The sequence below is a fragment of the Synechococcus sp. RSCCF101 genome (genome assembly GCF_008807075.1).
Taxonomy (GTDB): domain Bacteria; phylum Cyanobacteriota; class Cyanobacteriia; order PCC-6307; family Cyanobiaceae; genus RSCCF101.
In genome coordinates, this window is the sequence record NZ_CP035632.1 from 2,092,632 (window position 1) to 2,109,350 (window position 16,719).

Genomic DNA, 16,719 nt, shown 5'->3' on the forward strand with positions numbered 1-16,719 from the left:
ATGGAATCGCTCCTGCCCCAGGCGTATCTGATCGCCCTGATCGTGCTCCTGGCAGGAGCGGCCTGGGCGATCACACGCCAGATCCTGAGGGTCCGCTCCGATGAGCTGGATCTGATCCGGCTCGAGCGTGAGGTGACGCTCCAATCCGGTGATGCAGAGGCCCTCTATGCCCTGGCCTCCGTTCAGCTGCGCAAGCGTCTCTACGTGCAGGCAACCGCCACCTTGCGGCGCGCCACCCGTGTGATGGCCTCCCAGCCGAGCGACGCCAAGGCCGTGATCGAGAATGCCCTCGGCTTCGCTCTGGCCGCCCAGAAGCAATACGAGGCTGCCAGTCGCTGCTACCAGTCGGCTCTGCGGCAGAAGGCCGACTATCCGGTGGCCATCAACAATCTGGCCTTCGCACTCGAGAAGCTCGCGCGGGAGGATGAGGCCCTGGCCTGTTACGCGAAGGTGCTGGCGCTTGAGCCCGGCAACACCACGGCCCGCCGACGCCAGAAGCGGCTGGAACGCCGAGGCGTCAGCCCGGCCGGATCACCAGAGTCCGCGGATCGGGGCAGCGGGTTCTAGGACCGGAGCTTCAGCCAGGCAGGCCTCCGGCGAAAGCTCGAGGCGTCCTCCGGGATTGGTCAGGCGGGGCGCATTCCAGCCGGAGAGCTGCAGACCCTGAAGGCCGGAGAAACCCCCGCCGAACTCGAGCATGGCCGGCACCTCGGGGGTCATGGGCACCATGTCGAGCTGATCGGACTTGGCGTTGAGGTTGCCCTGCACCGGCGTGGAGGTCGCCCCCAGGTTCAGGCGCCCGCGCAGATCGACAATCTGACCCATGGGCGTCAGGCTGGCCAGCCTGAGCGTGGCCGGGGTGACGGCACCATCACGGAAGCCGCGGTAGGTGCCGCACCAGACCCGGGGCAGTTCCGCGGCCAGCACAACGGCCCGTGCCGCCGGATCGAAGCGGTCGACCAGCTCGGGTGTGGGGTTGTAGCTGGGCATGAGCATGCCGCCGCCCACATCGGCAGGGGCCATGTCCACGAAGGGAACCTCCGCACCGATGGGGAGATCAGCAGCCAGCAGCAGGGGGAGGGGCATCGATGGATGGCAGACGATCGGCACCATCGGGTGCCGCAGCAGAGCAAGATTACTGAGCCCAGACCGGTTGGCCCACCCCCATCCCCGACCGGATCCGCCCCGCCCTCTCATGCTGAGCAGTCAGACCCCGCCCTCCGCAGGAGAGGTCGATCGGACCGCCACCGGGCCCGCTGGCGCCGCTCCCGAGGATCCCCTCGTCGGGGATGCCCTGACCATCGGCGGCCGTGTCTTCCGCAGCCGCCTGCTCACGGGCACCGGCAAGTATCCGGATCAGCCGACGATGCAGGCGGCGATCGCCGCCAGCGCCTGCGAGATCGTCACCGTGGCTGTCCGGCGCGTGCAGAGCGTGGCCCCGGGCCACGAGGGCCTGATGCAGGCGATCGACTGGAGCCGCATCTGGATGCTGCCCAACACGGCCGGCTGCGCCACGGCCGATGAGGCCGTGCGGGTGGCCCGCCTGGGCCGGGAGCTGGCCAAGCTGGCCGGCCAGGAGGACAACACCTTCGTGAAGCTGGAGGTGATTCCCGACAGCCGCCATCTGCTGCCCGACCCGATCGGGACCCTGCAGGCGGCGGAGCGACTGGTGGGCGAGGGCTTCACCGTGCTGCCCTACATCAATGCCGACCCGGTCCTGGCGCGACACCTCGAGGAGGTGGGCTGCGCAACGGTGATGCCGCTGGGCTCTCCCATCGGGTCCGGCCAGGGCCTGCGCAACGCCGCCGGCATCGCGATGATCATCGAGGCGGCCTCGATCCCGGTGGTGGTGGACGCCGGCATCGGTGTTCCCAGCGAAGCGGCACAGGCGATGGAGATGGGCGCCGATGCCGTGCTGATCAACAGCGCCATCGCCCTCGCCGGCCAGGCGCCCGCCATGGCCCGCTCGATGGCCGAAGCCACCCGGGCCGGCCGCCGGGCCTTTCTCAGCGGACGGCTGGAGCGGCGCCCGGAGGCGGTGGCCAGCTCACCCCTCAACGGGCGCGTCGGGGACGACTGAGGGAGCGCCTGCGGGCCCGGCCGGCGCCAGCCGGGCCCGCACGTGACGTTCCCTCAACAACTCTGGTCAGTCCGGCGCGCTGTCCATACCGTCTTGGCACTCGCAGGGACATCGCATGCAGGTGACGGAAGAGGACGGCGGTCGTCTCAACGCCTTCGCCAAGGAGCCGCGGATGGAGGTGGAGCAGCCGGACGCCCAGAGCAGGGCCAGCGGCCGCGTCGTGCTGGTGGCCGGCGCCCTGGTGGTGGCCCTGATGGTCGCGCTGGCCTTCGGGGTCAGCTGAAGCGGGCTCCCGATCGGTCCGAATGCCTGTAGTAGCTTGCCCGGACTGAGCGCCAGCTCGATTTCAGAGGGAGGTTGGGGTGAAGGTTCTCGTTCTCGGCGGCGACGGGTTCTGCGGCTGGCCCTGCGCCGTGAATCTCGCGGACCATGGGCATGACGTGCTCATCGTCGACAACCTCTCCAGGCGCAAGATCGACATTGATCTGGAGGTGGAATCGCTCACGCCGATCGCCTCAATCTCCGAGCGCCTCCGCGCCTGGCAACAGGTGGGAGGGCGGCCGATCCGCTTCCAGCTCCTCGACATCGCGCACCAGTACGACCGCCTGGTGACCCTGTTCCGGGAGGAGCGTCCCGATGCGGTGGTGCACTTCGCCGAGCAACGTGCGGCTCCCTACTCGATGAAGTCGAGCACCACCAAGCGCTACACGGTCGACAACAACGTCAACGGCACCCACAACCTCCTCTGCGCGATCGTCGAGAGCGGCCTCGACATCCACATCGTCCACCTGGGCACGATGGGGGTCTACGGCTACGGATCCCATCGCGGTGCCACGATCCCGGAGGGATATCTCACGGTCGAGGTCCCCCAGCCGGATGGCAGCCGCTTCGTGGAGAAGATTCTCCACCCCTCCGATCCGGGCAGCGTCTATCACATGACCAAGACGCTGGATCAGCTGCTCTTTCACTACTACAACAAGAACGACGCCATCCGCATCACCGACCTGCACCAGGGCATCGTCTGGGGCACCAACACAGAGCAGACCAGCCGTGACCCCCGCCTGACCAACCGCTTCGATTACGACGGTGACTACGGCACGGTGCTGAACCGCTTCCTGATGCAGGCCGCGATCGGCTACCCGCTCACGGTGCACGGCACCGGCGGCCAGACGCGCGCCTTCATCCACATCCGGGATTCCGTGCGCTGTGTGCAGCTCGCCCTGGAGAATCCACCCGCCACCGGTGAGAAGGTCAAGATCTTCAACCAGATGACCGAAAGCCACCAGGTGGGTGAACTGGCTCAGAAGGTGGCCGCCCTCACCGGAGCCGAGATCAACCACCTGCCCAACCCCCGCAAGGAGGCGATCGAGAACGATCTCATCGTCGACAACCGCTGCTTCATCGAGCTCGGACTCAAGCCCACCACCCTGGATGACGGCCTGATGAGCGAGGTGGTCGACGTGGCCCGGCGCTGGGCCGACCGCTGCGATCGCAGCCGCATCCCGTGCGTGTCCGCCTGGACCGCCAGCCAGGCCCAGGCGATCGAGGCCGGCGCGCGCTGAACCGCATCCAGTCATGAGAATCGCCTTCTTCACCGAAACCTTCCTGCCGAAGGTGGATGGCATCGTGACCCGGCTCACCAAGACGGTGCAGCATCTGGTCGCAGCCGGGGATGAGGTGATCGTCTTCTGCCCGGAGGGTGCCCCGGACAGCTTCATGGGAGCCCGTGTGGTCGGGGTGCCGGCCATGCCGCTGCCGCTGTACCCGGAGCTGAAGCTGGCCCTGCCCCGGCCTGCGGTGGCCGAGGCGCTCGAGGGCTTCGCGCCGGACCTGGTGCACGTGGTGAATCCGGCCGTTCTCGGCCTGGGGGGGATCTGGCTGGCGCGCACCAACGACCTGCCCCTGGTGGCCAGCTACCACACCCATCTTCCCAAGTATCTCGAGCACTACGGGATGGGCATGCTCGAACCCCTGCTGTGGGAGCTCCTCAAGGCGGCCCACAACCAGGCGGTTCTCAACCTCTGCACCTCCACCGCGATGGTGGAGGAACTCAGCGAGAAGGGCATCCAGCACACCGCCCTCTGGCAGCGGGGTGTGGACACGGATCTGTTCCGGCCCCAGCTGCGGTCGCAGGCGACCCGCCTCCGGCTCCTGGGCGACCACAGCGACAGCAATGCCCTGCTCCTCTACATCGGTCGCCTCTCCGCCGAGAAGCAGATCGAGCGGATCCGGCCCGTCCTCGAGGCGATACCCGAGGCGCGCCTCGCCCTGGTGGGCGATGGCCCCCATCGACAGCAGCTGGAGCGGGTCTTCGCGGGAACCCCCACCACCTTCGTGGGCTACCTGGCCGGTGAGGAGCTCGCCTCGGCCTATGCCAGCGCCGACGCATTCCTGTTCCCTTCCAGCACCGAGACCCTTGGCCTGGTGCTGCTGGAAGCCATGGCCGCCGGCTGCCCGGTGGTGGGCGCCAACCGTGGGGGCATCCCGGACATCGTCAGCGATGGATCGAACGGCTGTCTCTACGAACCCGACGAGCCCGACAGCCTGGTGCGGGCCACGCGGCGCCTGCTCGGGGACGAGGCCGAGCGACAGGGGCTGCGCAGCGCGGCCCGGCAGGAAGCCGAGCGCTGGGGCTGGGCTGCCGCCACCGATCAGCTGCGGGGGTATTACCGCAGCGTGCTCAGCCGCTCACTGAGCCTGGCCGCCTGAGCGGACCCGGTTCCAGACCTGCAACACCTCACGCGCCATCGGCAGGGCATGCACCGAACCGCCGCCGGGAGTGTTCTGCGCGAAAGCCACCACCACGATTTCCCCGGCATCGAAGGGGGCGAATGAGGCGAACCAGGCGTGGTCCGGGCCACCGGTGCTGTCCTCGGCCGTTCCCGTCTTGCCCGCCACCGGTGGCAGACCGGGCACATTGACGCCCGCACCGGTGCCGCCCTCCACCACCTTGCGCAGTCCGCGTCGGATGGTGTCGAGAGTGGAGGGCTCCATGGGCACCTTGCGGCGGACATCGGGAGCGGTCCAGTCGCGACCGGCCGTGGCCAGGTGGGGGGTGACCAGATAGCCGCCATTGGCGAACACGGCGTAGGCGCGGGCCAGCTGAAGCGGCGTGACCTGCACCACCGACTGCCCGATCGAGGCGCTGGCCATGTCCTCGGGGATCCAGGGGGTGGTGCCCGGCTCGGCCCAGCCGCGGCCTTCGGCCGCCCAGTCCTCGTGGCCCACAAGGCCCGTGCTTTCCTCGTAGCCGATCTCGATGCCGGAGCGGGCATCGAAGCCCAGCTTGGTGGCCGCGTCGTAGAGGGCCCTTGAGCCCACGCCCACACCCACCTGATAGAAGAAGGTGTTGCTGGACACGCTCAGGGCCTCCTCGTAGCCGATGATCCCGAAGCCGGCGCCGTTGTGGTCGGGGAAGCAGTGGCCGCCATAGGTGATGCAGGCGGTCGTGGGCAGGCGCACATCCGCCGGGAACTTGCCGCTCTCCATGCCGGCCATGCCGGTGACGGGCTTCCAGGTGCTGCCGGGGTCGTAGGCATTCATGGCCCGGCTGAGCAATGGTTTGCTCGCCGAGGCGAAGAGGGCGTCGTACTCCTGCTGGGTGGTGACCGGTTTGGAGAAGAAGTTGGGATCGAAGGTGGGGCGGCTGGCCATGGCGAGGATGGCCCCGTCGCGAGGATCCAGCGCCACGATCGCTCCGCCGGGCTTGTCGGCCAGCACCCGTTCGGCGGCGCGCTGCAGATCCAGATCCAGCGTGAGCGTGAGATCCCGGCCGGCGACCGAGGGCTTGTCCCCCACGCTGCGCTGGACCTCGCCCATGGCATTCACCTCCAGCATCTGGCCGCCCCACTCGCCGCGCAGATGGGACTCATAAGCGGCTTCGACGCCGATGCGGCCGATGCGGTCGCGGATCTCGTAGCCCTCCTCGGCCAGGTAGGCGAACTCCTCCTCCGTGATCGGCTGCGTGTACCCGAGCACGTGAGCGGCGAGGGTGCCGTTGGGGTAGTGGCGCAGCACATCCACATCCACCTGAGCGCCCTCCAGATCGCGGGACCGTTCACGGAAGCGCAGCACCTGCTCGGGTCTGAGGTCGGTGGCCAGGGAGATGCGGAACCCGTCGCGGCCCACGCCGCGGTCGCGGCGCCGATCGAGATCCTCCTCCGGCAGATTGAGCAGCGAGGCCAGGCGGGCGCGCAGGCCGGGCCAGGTGGCGTCGCTGACAAGGCGGGGTTCGAGATACAGGTTGTAGCTGAGCTTGCTGGTGGCCAGAACGCGGCCCCGGCGGTCCAGCAGGCGACCGCGAATGGGTGGTCGGGGCACCAGCCGGATGCGGTTCTGATCCGCCTGCAGCCGGTTCTCCTGGCCGTGCAGCACCTGGAGCCAGAGCAGACGTCCCGTCATGGCGCCGCAGGTGAGCAGCACGAGGGCGAACAGCACCAGGGGCTGGCGCCCCATGCCGCTGTGGCGATGGGGAGCGCTGAAGCTGCCGGCCATCAGGATCGGGGCGCCGCATCGGGCAGGCGGCCCTCCAGCTCCCGCAGGCCCGCCTCGATCCGCTCGAGCACGGGGATCAGCTCGCTCGGATCCTCGGCGGCAGGCGGCGGGGCGCCTTCGTCATGCACCTCCACGGCCAGCACCGGATTGCCGAGTCCGGGCTGGAGGCGATCGAGCGAGTCGCGCACCTCACGGGCGGCGGGCTCACCCTCCGACTGAAGGGTGGAGAGGGGGTCCTCCTCGCCGGTGAAGGCATCCATGACCCTGCGGGCACCGCCCTGGCGGGCCCGCTCAACAACCGCCATGCCGACCGGAAGCACGTCGCGCATCAGGGAGACGCGCAGCTCGTCGATCGGATTGGCTGCCATCGGCCGGAGGAAGGAAGATCCCGATTCTGACCCGATGCAGGCGCGCGGGCGTCAGAGCGCGGCAGAGGGGCCGGAGCGAAGTGGTGCTGCGGTGGTCGGGGTGGTGCTGCAGCGCTGGGCGGACACCCCCATCCACCATCCGGCGAAACCTGCCAGCACCATCGCCACCACGATCGGAACCAGGGCCCGTCGGGTGGTGCCGAGCGCCAGCCACTCGGACCAGGCGCGACCCTCCTGCTCCAGACGGAAGCGCCGCCGCTGACGCAAGCCCTCCCGCTCGCGTCGCTGCAGGGCCCGCTCCACCCAGCGCTCGAAGGCGCGCTTCTTGGTGATCACCATCTTCCGTTCCACCTCGAGCAGGTGGCCGGAGGAGAGCTCGGGGTTGAAGGTGGTGACCAGTTCCAGGCTCTTGAGGAACATCTCCACGGCACCGTCCCGCAGGCGCTGGTCGGCCGGGCTGAGGTGATCCCAGTCCAGTTCGGGATAGAAGCGGCGCCGGTTCAGGGCGATCTGCTCCTCGGGCAGCTGGCCGGGCTCCCTCAGCCAGCGATCGGTGTTGGCGTCGAAGCGGCGCCAGTACAGAAAGGGATTGAGGTACACGGTCCGCTCGCCGAGGCGGATGGTGTCCTGCTGCAGGCGACGATCCTGACGGGGTTGGGACTCGGAGACAGCGCTCAAGACCTTCCGGCTGGTGGCCAAGGGTATCGACGGCCACAGGTGCGCACCAGTCCCGGCCCGACCCAAGCGGGGCCGGGGTTCACTCCCACTCGATGGTGCCGGGCGGTTTGCTGGTGATGTCGAGCACCACCCGATTGACCCCGGCGACCTCGTTGACGATGCGGGTGGCGAGGCGCTCGAGCAGGTCATCCGGAAGGCGGGACCAGTCGGCGGTCATGCCGTCCTCGCTGGAGACGCAGCGGAGCACGATCGGCCAGGCATAGGTGCGCTGGTCACCCATCACGCCCACAGAGCGCACGGGAAGCAGCACGGCGAAGGCCTGCCAGATCTCGTGGTACAGACCGGCCCGTGCAATCTCCTCGCGCACGATGAGGTCCGCATCCCGCAGGGTGTCGAGCTTCTCGTCGGTGACCTCCCCGAGGATGCGGATCGCCAGACCCGGACCGGGGAAGGGATGGCGGCGGACGATCTCCTCGGGCAGACCAAGGGAGCGCCCCACCTTGCGCACCTCATCCTTGAACAGGCGCCGGAGCGGCTCCACGAGTTTGAACTGCAGGTCCTTGGGCAGACCGCCGACGTTGTGGTGGCTCTTGATCTTCACCGCGACGCGTTCACCGGTGCGTGGATCGACGTTGGTGCCGGCACTCTCGATCACATCGGGGTAGAGGGTGCCCTGCGCGAGGTAATCGAACGGTCCGAGCCGCTTGCTCTCCTGCTCGAAGACCCGGATGAACTCGGTGCCGATGATCTTGCGCTTCTGCTCCGGGTCGGTGATGCCGGCCAGGCGGGAGATGAAGCGCTCGCGGGCATTGATGTACTCCACATGGATGTGGAAGCGTTGGTCGAACAGTTCCATCAGGAACTCCGGCTCGCCCTTCCGCATGAAGCCCTGGTCGATGAACATGCAGGTGAGCCGGTCACCGATGGCGCGGTGCAGCAGAAAGGCCAGCGTCGACGAATCCACGCCGCCGGAGAGAGCCAGCAGCACGCGCTTGTCACCCACCTGACGGCGCACCTGAGCCAGGGCCTCCTCGATGAAGGCGTCCGTCGTCCAGTCGGGCTGACACTCGCAGATGTGGTAAACGAAATTCCGGATCAGGGCCATGCCGCCCTGGGAATGCACCACCTCGGGGTGAAACTGAACGCCGTAGAGGCGGCGGCCGTGATGGGCCACAGCAGCCTCGGGAGTGTTCTCCGTGTGGGCCAGCCGCGTGAAGCCATCCGGCAGGCTCTCCACCGCATCGCCGTGACTCATCCACATCGTGGAGCCGTCCTCCACGTTGGTGAGCAGGTCGGTCGGATCGTCGACATGCAGGGGGGCCTTGCCGTACTCGGCGCGACCGGTGGCCGGTTCCACCCGACCCCCCAGCTGCTGCACCATCAGCTGCATGCCGTAGCAGACCCCGAGCACGGGGATTCCCAGCTCCCAGAGCCCGGGATCGCACTGGGGAGCCCTCTCGCTGTACACCGAGCTGGGTCCTCCGCTGAGGATGATGCCGCTCGGCGCGATCTGCCTGAGCTCCTCCGGCGTGGTGCTGTAGCTCATCACCAGGGAGTAGACCTCCGTCTCCCTGACGCGGCGGGCGATCAGCTCGGAATACTGGGAGCCGAAATCCAGGATGACGATCGCGGGTGCGCGCTGCTCGTCAGGCATGGAGCCATCGGACGTGGAGTCGACCATGGTCGGGGCAGTGGGGCGATCCGACAGGGTGTGGAGACGCCGATGGAAATTCACCCTAGGAGGCCGCTGAAAAACCCTGTCAGCTGCGGGAGAATGAGCCAACGGCACCAGGCGAATGCGCGGACAGCAGGAGCGGACCGGTCCCCTGTTCTCCTATGTCTCCACCGAGGATCGGATTCCCAAGGCCCATCCCCTGAGGCAGGTGCGGCGTCTTGCGGATCACGCCCTTGACCGACTGAATCCCACCTTCTGCAGGCTCTATCCCGAGGGTGGTCGTCCCTCCATCCCACCGGAACAGCTGCTGCTGGCCCTGTTGTTGCAGGCGATCTATGGCATCCGCTCGGAGCGGATGCTGATCGAGCAGCTGGACTACAACCTGCTGTTCCGCTGGTTCGTCGGCCTCAACCCCGACGATCCCGTCTGGCATCCGACCACCTTCACCAAGAACCGGGATCGGTTGCTCAATGAGGACCTCATGGCCCGGTTCCTTGAGCTGCTGCTGGCCTCGCCCGAGGTCAAGCCGCTGCTGAGTTCCGAGCACTTCTCGGTCGATGGCACCCTGCTGCGGGCCTGGGCATCCCACAGCTCTCTCGAGCGTCTGGACGGAGTGGATGACGGTGACGGTCCACCACCGCCCAGTGGTGGCCATGGATTTGGTGGGGCTCCCGCGAAAGGCCGCAAACGGACCAGAGGTGATTTCAGGGGGCTGCTGCTCTCCAACCGGACCCATCGATCCGGCAGTGACGCCGATGCGCGGCTGTTCCGCAAATCCAGCGGCACTGGAGCGTTTCTCAGCTATCTGGGTCATTGCCTGATGGAGAACCGCCATGGCCTGGTGGTCGCCAGTGAAGTGACCCGGGCGGATGGCCATGGGGAACGAACCGCTGCGCTGCGGATGGCACAGGCTCTGCCGGGTACTCACCAGAAGACTCTCGCCGCGGACAAGGGTTATGACACCAGGGATTTCGTGGCAGGTGTTCGCTTTGCCGGCGTCACGCCGCATGTCGCCCAGAACAGCGGCCCGCGTCGCCGCTCCGCAATCGACGGGCGAACCGTCCGCCATGCCGGCTACGGCCAATCGATCAAGGCCAGGAAGCGGATCGAGCAGGTGTTTGGCTGGATCAAACAGGCTGCGGGGCTGCGGCAGCTCAAGGCCAGAGGGCGATCCAGGGTCGGGGCAGTATTCCGGCTGCATGTGGCGGCCTACAACCTGATCCGACTGGCCAACCTGCTCAGCTCACGGGAGGCCATGGCATGAAACGCAGGCAACCGGGTGGTCCGATGCAAATAAGAGCCTTCTCCGACATAGTGCCGGCTGGCGGCTGCATCAAAGCCGTCACTCCGGCGACTCGGGAATCGCTGCCAGAAGCACCGAGGTGGGAAACAGCAGGACCAGCTCCTGTCTCGGCTGCAATTTCAGCAGCCTCCTAGGAGGGCCCCGATCAGCTCCCGTCCGTGCGGCCCGAAGCCCCGGAGGCGCCGCCCCTTCTCGAACCAGGCGCAGCCGATGCGCATCCGGAAGTCGCCGTAGCGGCGCAGGTACGCCTCGGCCCGTTCCTCGACGCACCCGGCAAGGCGGGCGCGCAGCCGCTCCGCCAGGGAGGGGTCGTCGGCATCGAGCTGAACGAAGGCCGCATCCAGGCTCGGGGCATGGAACAGCGCCTGGAGCTGGGCGCCGGCCAGACCTTCCAGGGCCGCATGGCTGGTGAGAATCTCGCGCCGGCCATCCGCCAGATGGTGATGGGTGTGAAACACGCCGCCGGCCAGCTTGATCAGCTTGCCGTGATAGCCGAACAGCAGCAGGTCGCTGAAGCCGCAGCGCGCCGCCTCCACCAGAACGGGCCCGAGCCAGTTTCCGGCCTTCAGAGTGCGATCGGCCGGCAGGCCGAGGCGGTCGGCGAGCTCGAGGCCGTTTTCACCGATCACGAGCACGAGGGGGCCGCCGGCTCCGATCTCCCGCAGGCGCTTCAGGGCCTGCTGCAGCTGATCGGGAGAGGCGCTGTCCTGGGTGCGGGCCTGGGTGCCGATGAGAGCCAGGCCCTCCACCACCCCGAAGGCCGCATTGCTGGTGCGTTCCGCCAGGCGCGCTCCCTCGGGCAGCACGACCTGCAGGCGGACCCCCTGACCCGGCGGGAGCAGGGAAGCCACGTTCACCTCGATCAGCTGACGGGCGAAGCGGGAGCTGGAGAGCCGCCCGGTGTCGCTCCGACGGCCCACGCCGGGCCCCGCCACGAGCTCCACCCCGGGCCGACGCTGCAGCGTCGCCTCCACCCACACCAGCAGATCCCGGGTCAGATCCAGCCCGGGGCCGGGATCACAGCGGCACATGCCCAGGCTGCGATCGCCGCCGAGGGAGGCCGCTCCGAGCAGCGGCAGGGTCACGCGACCCTCCGGCTCCGGCAGATCGAGGTCCAGCTCGCCGCCGGTCTCCCCGCCGCAGAGATGGAGGGTCGCAGCCCGGGCGGCCAGCGCCACCCAGACCGGCAGGGTGTAGCCGCGGGAGGCGTTCAGGGGCATTTTTTACAGTGCATCGATCCCAATCAGGCCAGTCGCCGGACGGCCGACGCGATGCAGGACAAGCTCACACTGATGATCCCCGGCCCCACGCCGGTGCCGGAAACAGTGCTGAAGGCGTTCGGGCGCCATCCCATCGGCCATCGCAGCGGCGAGTTCCAGCAGATCGTGCGACGCACGACGGAGAAGCTCAAGTGGCTGCATCAGACCAGCAGCGACGTCCTGGTGATCACGGGCAGCGGAACCGCCGCCATGGAGGCGGGCATCATCAACACGCTCTGTCGCGGCGACCGGGTTCTCTGCGGCAACAACGGCAAGTTCGGTGAGCGGTGGGTGAAGCTCGCCCGGGCCTACGGACTGGAGGTGGAGGAGGTCACCGCCGAATGGGGCCAGCCCCTGGATCCGGACGCCTTCCGCCGGGCCCTCGAAGCCGATGCCGATCGGTCGATCCGGGCCGTGATCCTGACCCACTCGGAGACCTCCACTGGGGTGATCAACGACCTGGAGGCCATCGCCGCGCATGTGCGCGCCCATGGAACCGCTCTGCTGATCGTCGACTGCGTCACCTCACTCGGTGCCTGCAACGTGCCGATGGATGACTGGGGGCTGGATGTGGTGGGCTCGGGCTCCCAGAAGGGATACATGATGCCTCCCGGCCTCAGTTTCGTCGCCATGAGTGAGCGGGCCTGGCAGGCCTATGACCGTTCCGACCTGCCCCGCTTCTATCTGGATCTCGGTCCCTATCGGAAGACGGCGGCCAAGGACAGCAATCCCTTCACACCCGCGGTCAATCTCTATTTCGCCCTCGACGAAGCGCTGACGCTGATGCAGCAGGAGGGACTGGAAGCCATCTTCGATCGCCACGCCCGGCACCGGGCCGCTGCGGAAGCCGGCATGAAGGCCATCGGGCTGCCTCTGTTCGCCGCCGAGGGCCATGGGAGCCCCGCCATCACCGCCGTGGCACCGGACGGCATCGATGCAGAGGCGGTTCGCAAGGCGGTGAAGCAGCACTACGACATCCTTCTGGCGGGCGGTCAGGATCAGCTCAAGGGCAAGGTGTTCCGCATCGGCCACCTCGGCTTCGTCTGTGACCGGGATGTGCTCACCGCCGTGGCCGCGATCGAAGCGACGCTGAGGCGGATGGGCCGGATCGACGCCGCACCGGGGGCCGGCGTCGCCGCAGCCGCAGCGGTGCTGGGAGGCTAATCTCGGTCTGTGCGGGTGTAATTCAGCGGTAGAATGTCAGCTTCCCAAGCTGAACGTCGCCGGTTCGAGTCCGGTCACCCGCTTGCGAACGAGTCTGGAGTCAGGCCGGCTATCTGAGGACTCGCCTCCTGCCTCGAGGCCTGTCAGAGGCGTGAGGCCGGGATTGCGGGTGGGGATCCATCCCGGCCTCTTCACCACCCTACATGTGTGGGCGGTCTCCGTCACGACCACTATCAATGGTGTGCACCGCCCGAGGGTTTGCGGGCGATGCACACCCCAATCACTGGCGCGGCTTGATCAGCTGCAGCACCTGAGGTCCTGCCGCCCCGGCGCGACGCTCGCAGTCCAGCGCGCGGAGAATCAACTGCCCGGCAGCTGTGATGTCACCCCGGCCGGCTGCCTGCTCTGCCTGTGTGAAGAGGCGCGCTGCGTCGCCCATCAACTGGTCGCGACGTGGACCGCCTGCACGGGACGGATGAGCAGATGAAGGGAGCGGTTTCAAGAGCCCCGCGGATGCCACTGAACACTCACTCTTTGTGAAAACAGATTGTAGGTGGGGCCACAAGAGGTGAGCGTCGCGTCACCTCCTGTCGCGGGGGTTGTTGTATCGATCCGCTCACTGCTGCGGTGGTTGGGCTCAGGTGCCGGGCTCTTCAGCGTTGCCACCGAGACTGGCGATCGCCTGAATGAGTTCCTGGGAGCGGTTGAGGTCGCCGCGGGATTGAGCCACCGCCAGGGCGAACTGCAGTTTCTCAAGATGATGACCGCCCTCCACGTAACCGCGACAGGGATTGGGCGAGCTGGTGCGTGGAGTGGTCGTCGGAGCGCCGACGACGCAGGAGGCAACGCGCTGTGAGCCGTGTGGGGTGCGCATGGCGACTTTCTTTTTATTTTGACATCTCAGACACGCCAGCGCGCTCCCGCGCCCGGAGTGATCCCCAGCTCTTCCAGACTGGCGACTCTTGCCATCTGCCCACCATGCAGGCCGTGCTCACCCTGCTGCTCTACCTGCTGGTCGGATGCCTTGGCGGATTGCTGGCGATGACCACAGGCATCCCGGCTGCACCCCTCGCGGGAGCCCTGCTGGCCGCAGGGCTGCTCAGCATGAGCGGACGGATCGAGCTGGCCCAGTGGCCCTCAGGCACGCGGACCCTGCTGGAGATCGGAATCGGGACTGTGATCGGCACCGGACTCACCACCGCCGCGGTGAGTGAGCTGCGCCAGCTCTGGCGCCCGGCGCTTCTGATCACTCTCGCCCTGGTGCTGACCGGACTGGTGGTGGGTCTCTGGTGCAGCCGGCTGCTCGGGATCGATCCCGTGGTGTCGCTGCTCGGCGCCGCGCCGGGGGGCATCAGCGGCATGAGCCTCGTGGGGGCGGAGTTCGGTGTCGGAGCCGCTGTGGCCGCCCTGCATGCCGTGCGCCTGATCACCGTTCTGCTGGTTCTTCCCCTGGCGGTCCGCCTGGTGGTGAGCCTCACCCAGGGCCGTCCACCCGGCTGACCCCTCGACAGCTCAGGCCCGATCGATACCTTGAGCCCACCTGAGGGTCGCTCCCCTTCCGACCATGATGCGCACCAGAACAGCCCGGGCCCTGCGGTCCCTGATCCTGCTGCTGGGCATCGCGACGGCCACCGCATCCACCGTGCATCCCGTCCGTGCCGCAGGCGGCGCGGACACCGGATCGAAGGGAGCTCAGGTGTACTGCTACATGCGGACGGCCGGCAACGGCCACGAGGTGAGCTGGAACGCGGCCTATGCCCTGATCAAGCGGCAGGGCAGCGGCATGTTCAAACCCTCGCCGGAACACGCCGCCGTGATGATCACCGAGGCCGTTGTCAACGATCCGGATGGGTTCCCGGAATGCGGCCGCCACCTCGGTGCCCTCTTCGGCGGAGACCAGGGCGATCTCGATGGGGCCCTCCAGGGCGTGGCACCGGACGCAGCTCCGATGCAGGGACTCGACGATCGCTACACCTACTGAGCACTGCGCTCCAGCCAGGTCTCCAGACGACGGCGCAGCTCCCGCTGACGCCGACGCCGACCCTCATCGCTGAAGACCTCACCGATGCGATCCGCCTTGACGGCGATCAGCTCATCGACGAACCGATCGACCTCGCCCAGCTGAAGCCAGTGGCAGCGAAGTGGGCCGGACATGCCGATGCGATGGCAGCGATCCTCCGCCTGTTCGGCATCCCCGGGGGTCCAGGGGCGCTCCAGCAGCACCACATGGCGGGCCCGGTGCAGCGTGTAACCGAGGCCTGCCGCCCCGTAGGTGGCCAGCAGCAGGGGACAGCGACCCTCCTGGAAGGCTTCCACCTGACGCTGGCGCTCCTCCGGCTTCTGGCGCCCCGTGAGCAGGGCGCCACCGCAGCGGTCCTGAAGCCTCAGCAGTGGCTCGACGAAGGCGGAGAACAGGAGCACCGGGCCGCTGCCACCGGTGAGATCGGCCAGCAGCCGCTCGGCATAGGCGAGCTTGAACCGTGCGCCGATCGTGCGCAGGGCGGTGAGCAGGGCCAGGACCTCGGCATCCGGCCGCACCGCACCGGTCGCGACGCGCCGTCTGTAGGAAGCCACGGCCCGGTCGATCTGGTGCTCGTGCCCCATGGCCTCCGCGGGACTGAGGGAGATGGGATGCAGGCTGCGCTCCTTGCCGGGCAGCTCCAGGCAGTCCTGCTTGCGCCGATGCAGGACCAGGGGGCGGATCAGCCGCCTCAGCTCCGGCAGCCGGGCCGCGCCACCGGCCTCCCAGCGCAGGCGGCCACCCCGCTCACGCCAGTGGCCCTGGCAGAAGCGCTCCTCAAAGGCCCTGGGATCCCTGGCCAGCGGATGACCGATGGCTGCCAGGAGCGGCAGGAGCTGAACCGGCCGGCCGTTCTTCATCGGGGTGCCGCTCAGCAGCCAGATGGCTCTCAGGCGGGGGTGACGGGCGAGGCGCAGGAAGGCGCGGGTACGGGCCGCGCTCAGGTTCTGGGCGTAATGCGCCTCATCGGCGATCAGAACCGTGCCGGCCGGTGGCAGGTCGCTCGGCAGGCGGGCCCAGCTGGCCAGGCTGATGCCCATTTCCATTGATGCGGCCTCCCGCTGCCAGTGCCCATGGAGACCCGCCGGGGCCACCACCAGCACCCTGCAGCCGGACTCACGGGCCAGGGCGCGGGCCGCCGCCAGGGCCGTGAGGGTCTTGCCCAGCCCCATGGCATCGGCCAGGAGGGCGCCGCGGCGGGCCAGCAGCCAGCGCACGGCAAGCTGCTGATGCCGGAGGAGATGGCGGCCGTCCGGCAGCGGCGCCGCCGTGGCGGCGGCCCTGACCAGCTGACGGTGGGGGGGCAGGGGGGGCAGCGGCTGCCGCAGCCAGCTCAGCCAGCGATCCAGCTCGGGATCGGTGCTGAACCGTCCCTCGAGCAGGGCATCGAGGCTGAGGGCCGCCTCCAGGGGAAATTCCCAGCAGCGCCGCGCCGATCGCCACACTCCCCTGGGACGCACCCGGCCCAGCTGGGCATGGGTGACCGGATCGAAGGGGAAGACCAACTCGATCAGACCGGACGGTCCCAGACGCCTCACACAGGCCGGAGCCGGCGGGGAGAGGGCACGGGGCACAGACAGCGGGCCGAGGCAGGGAACAGTCTGACGGCTGAGACGAGATGGGCAAAATGCAATCGTCGACACATTGACTCTGGTGAAAAGCAGGCCAGACTTTTGCG

17 protein-coding genes and 1 tRNA gene are annotated in these 16,719 nt (G+C 68.2%); 10 read left to right on the plus strand and 8 right to left on the minus strand.

The genetic code is table 11. From position 1 onward, the window contains the following. Positions 1-567 carry a hypothetical protein gene (locus tag EVJ50_RS10235; protein WP_150883855.1) on the plus strand — a complete coding sequence of 189 codons (567 nt, stop codon included), beginning with the start codon at positions 1-3 and terminating at the stop codon, positions 565-567. Here the strand turns inward: EVJ50_RS10235 and EVJ50_RS10240 are convergent. Then, complete coding sequence (locus EVJ50_RS10240) at positions 532-1,113, minus strand: hypothetical protein (RefSeq protein ID WP_225322892.1); 582 nt, start codon at positions 1,111-1,113, stop codon at positions 532-534. The two genes, EVJ50_RS10235 and EVJ50_RS10240, sit on opposite strands and share 36 nt — an antisense overlap. 82 nt (positions 1,114-1,195) lie before the next feature. On the opposite strand from EVJ50_RS10240, the gene EVJ50_RS10245 reads away from it, so the two are divergent. The 4 genes from EVJ50_RS10245 (at position 1,196) to EVJ50_RS10260 (ending at position 4,789) form a co-directional block, all read left to right on the plus strand. Continuing rightward, entirely contained in the window at positions 1,196-2,080 is an 885-nt protein-coding gene (locus EVJ50_RS10245; RefSeq protein WP_150883856.1) for a thiazole synthase, read from the plus strand. A gap of 115 nt (positions 2,081-2,195) precedes the next feature. Further along, entirely contained in the window at positions 2,196-2,363 is a 168-nt protein-coding gene (gene psb34 / locus EVJ50_RS10250; protein ID WP_150883857.1) for a photosystem II assembly protein Psb34, read from the plus strand. A gap of 79 nt (positions 2,364-2,442) precedes the next feature. Continuing rightward, positions 2,443-3,642, plus strand: a complete 1,200-nt coding sequence (locus EVJ50_RS10255; protein ID WP_150883858.1) for an NAD-dependent epimerase/dehydratase family protein — start codon at positions 2,443-2,445, stop codon at positions 3,640-3,642. Positions 3,643-3,655: 13 nt separating this feature from the next. Beyond that, on the plus strand, positions 3,656-4,789 hold the full coding sequence (locus EVJ50_RS10260) for a glycosyltransferase family 1 protein (RefSeq protein ID WP_150883859.1): 1,134 nt from the start codon (positions 3,656-3,658) through the stop codon (positions 4,787-4,789). Here the strand turns inward: EVJ50_RS10260 and mrdA are convergent. The 4 genes from mrdA to guaA all read right to left on the minus strand — a co-directional run bounded on the left by mrdA (position 4,769) and on the right by guaA (position 9,274). Next, positions 4,769-6,574 (minus strand): penicillin-binding protein 2, encoded by a 1,806-nt coding sequence (gene mrdA / locus EVJ50_RS10265; protein WP_150883860.1) that lies wholly within the window; start codon positions 6,572-6,574, stop codon positions 4,769-4,771. The two genes, EVJ50_RS10260 and mrdA, sit on opposite strands and share 21 nt — an antisense overlap. After that, positions 6,574-6,942: a hypothetical protein gene (locus tag EVJ50_RS10270; RefSeq protein WP_150883861.1), complete on the minus strand. Its 369-nt coding sequence runs from the start codon at positions 6,940-6,942 to the stop codon at positions 6,574-6,576. The genes mrdA and EVJ50_RS10270 overlap by 1 nt, the downstream gene beginning before the upstream one ends. 51 nt (positions 6,943-6,993) lie before the next feature. Beyond that, positions 6,994-7,620: a hypothetical protein gene (locus EVJ50_RS10275; RefSeq protein WP_150883862.1), complete on the minus strand. Its 627-nt coding sequence runs from the start codon at positions 7,618-7,620 to the stop codon at positions 6,994-6,996. Positions 7,621-7,699: 79 nt separating this feature from the next. Further along, the gene (guaA, locus tag EVJ50_RS10280; RefSeq protein WP_370455641.1) at positions 7,700-9,274 is read right to left on the minus strand and encodes a glutamine-hydrolyzing GMP synthase; all 1,575 of its coding nucleotides are present in this window, start codon (positions 9,272-9,274) and stop codon (positions 7,700-7,702) included. 142 nt (positions 9,275-9,416) lie between these two features. On the opposite strand from guaA, the gene EVJ50_RS10285 reads away from it, so the two are divergent. Further along, complete coding sequence (locus EVJ50_RS10285; RefSeq protein ID WP_150883864.1) at positions 9,417-10,559, plus strand: IS5 family transposase; 1,143 nt, start codon at positions 9,417-9,419, stop codon at positions 10,557-10,559. A gap of 158 nt (positions 10,560-10,717) precedes the next feature. Here EVJ50_RS10285 and cbiD read toward each other — a convergent pair whose 3' ends face one another. Then, the gene (gene cbiD / locus EVJ50_RS10290; RefSeq protein WP_150883865.1) at positions 10,718-11,818 is read right to left on the minus strand and encodes a cobalt-precorrin-5B (C(1))-methyltransferase CbiD; all 1,101 of its coding nucleotides are present in this window, start codon (positions 11,816-11,818) and stop codon (positions 10,718-10,720) included. A 51-nt stretch (positions 11,819-11,869) separates the two neighbouring features. Between cbiD and EVJ50_RS10295 the strand changes: the two genes are divergently transcribed. Both EVJ50_RS10295 and EVJ50_RS10300 read left to right on the plus strand, forming a co-directional pair. Next, entirely contained in the window at positions 11,870-13,021 is a 1,152-nt protein-coding gene (locus EVJ50_RS10295; RefSeq protein WP_150883866.1) for an alanine--glyoxylate aminotransferase family protein, read from the plus strand. A gap of 11 nt (positions 13,022-13,032) precedes the next feature. Then, positions 13,033-13,104, plus strand: a tRNA-Gly gene (locus tag EVJ50_RS10300). A 197-nt stretch (positions 13,105-13,301) separates the two neighbouring features. Here the strand turns inward: EVJ50_RS10300 and EVJ50_RS14660 are convergent. Next, positions 13,302-13,460, minus strand: coding sequence for a hypothetical protein (locus EVJ50_RS14660; RefSeq protein WP_191964743.1), 159 nt, complete (start codon positions 13,458-13,460; stop codon positions 13,302-13,304). A 539-nt stretch (positions 13,461-13,999) separates the two neighbouring features. On the opposite strand from EVJ50_RS14660, the gene EVJ50_RS10310 reads away from it, so the two are divergent. Next, positions 14,000-14,521 carry an AbrB family transcriptional regulator gene (locus tag EVJ50_RS10310; protein WP_150883868.1) on the plus strand — a complete coding sequence of 174 codons (522 nt, stop codon included), beginning with the start codon at positions 14,000-14,002 and terminating at the stop codon, positions 14,519-14,521. Between the two features lie 64 nt (positions 14,522-14,585). Continuing rightward, positions 14,586-15,002, plus strand: a complete 417-nt coding sequence (locus EVJ50_RS15110; RefSeq protein ID WP_225322893.1) for a DUF6554 family protein — start codon at positions 14,586-14,588, stop codon at positions 15,000-15,002. Here EVJ50_RS15110 and EVJ50_RS10320 read toward each other — a convergent pair. Beyond that, the gene (locus tag EVJ50_RS10320) at positions 14,996-16,615 is read right to left on the minus strand and encodes a DEAD/DEAH box helicase (protein ID WP_225322894.1); all 1,620 of its coding nucleotides are present in this window, start codon (positions 16,613-16,615) and stop codon (positions 14,996-14,998) included. The genes EVJ50_RS15110 and EVJ50_RS10320 overlap by 7 nt on opposite strands. Positions 16,616-16,719 lie beyond the last annotated feature (104 nt).

What these genes read in the sequence shown, in the direction of transcription:
- EVJ50_RS10235 (WP_150883855.1), top strand. Translation starts at nt 1, where the DNA reads ATGGAATCGCTCCTGCCCCAGGCGTATCTGATCGCCCTGATCGTGCTC.
- EVJ50_RS10240 (WP_225322892.1), bottom strand. Translation starts at nt 1,113, where the DNA reads ATGGTGCCGATCGTCTGCCATCCATCGATGCCCCTCCCCCTGCTGCTG.
- EVJ50_RS10245 (WP_150883856.1), top strand. Translation starts at nt 1,196, where the DNA reads ATGCTGAGCAGTCAGACCCCGCCCTCCGCAGGAGAGGTCGATCGGACC.
- psb34 (WP_150883857.1), top strand. Translation starts at nt 2,196, where the DNA reads ATGCAGGTGACGGAAGAGGACGGCGGTCGTCTCAACGCCTTCGCCAAG.
- EVJ50_RS10260 (WP_150883859.1), top strand. Translation starts at nt 3,656, where the DNA reads ATGAGAATCGCCTTCTTCACCGAAACCTTCCTGCCGAAGGTGGATGGC.
- mrdA (WP_150883860.1), bottom strand. Translation starts at nt 6,574, where the DNA reads ATGGCCGGCAGCTTCAGCGCTCCCCATCGCCACAGCGGCATGGGGCGC.
- EVJ50_RS10270 (WP_150883861.1), bottom strand. Translation starts at nt 6,942, where the DNA reads ATGGCAGCCAATCCGATCGACGAGCTGCGCGTCTCCCTGATGCGCGAC.
- guaA (WP_370455641.1), bottom strand. Translation starts at nt 9,274, where the DNA reads ATGCCTGACGAGCAGCGCGCACCCGCGATCGTCATCCTGGATTTCGGC.
- EVJ50_RS10285 (WP_150883864.1), top strand. Translation starts at nt 9,417, where the DNA reads ATGCGCGGACAGCAGGAGCGGACCGGTCCCCTGTTCTCCTATGTCTCC.
- cbiD (WP_150883865.1), bottom strand. Translation starts at nt 11,818, where the DNA reads ATGCCCCTGAACGCCTCCCGCGGCTACACCCTGCCGGTCTGGGTGGCG.
- EVJ50_RS10295 (WP_150883866.1), top strand. Translation starts at nt 11,870, where the DNA reads ATGCAGGACAAGCTCACACTGATGATCCCCGGCCCCACGCCGGTGCCG.
- EVJ50_RS14660 (WP_191964743.1), bottom strand. Translation starts at nt 13,460, where the DNA reads ATGGGCGACGCAGCGCGCCTCTTCACACAGGCAGAGCAGGCAGCCGGC.
- EVJ50_RS10310 (WP_150883868.1), top strand. Translation starts at nt 14,000, where the DNA reads ATGCAGGCCGTGCTCACCCTGCTGCTCTACCTGCTGGTCGGATGCCTT.
- EVJ50_RS15110 (WP_225322893.1), top strand. Translation starts at nt 14,586, where the DNA reads ATGATGCGCACCAGAACAGCCCGGGCCCTGCGGTCCCTGATCCTGCTG.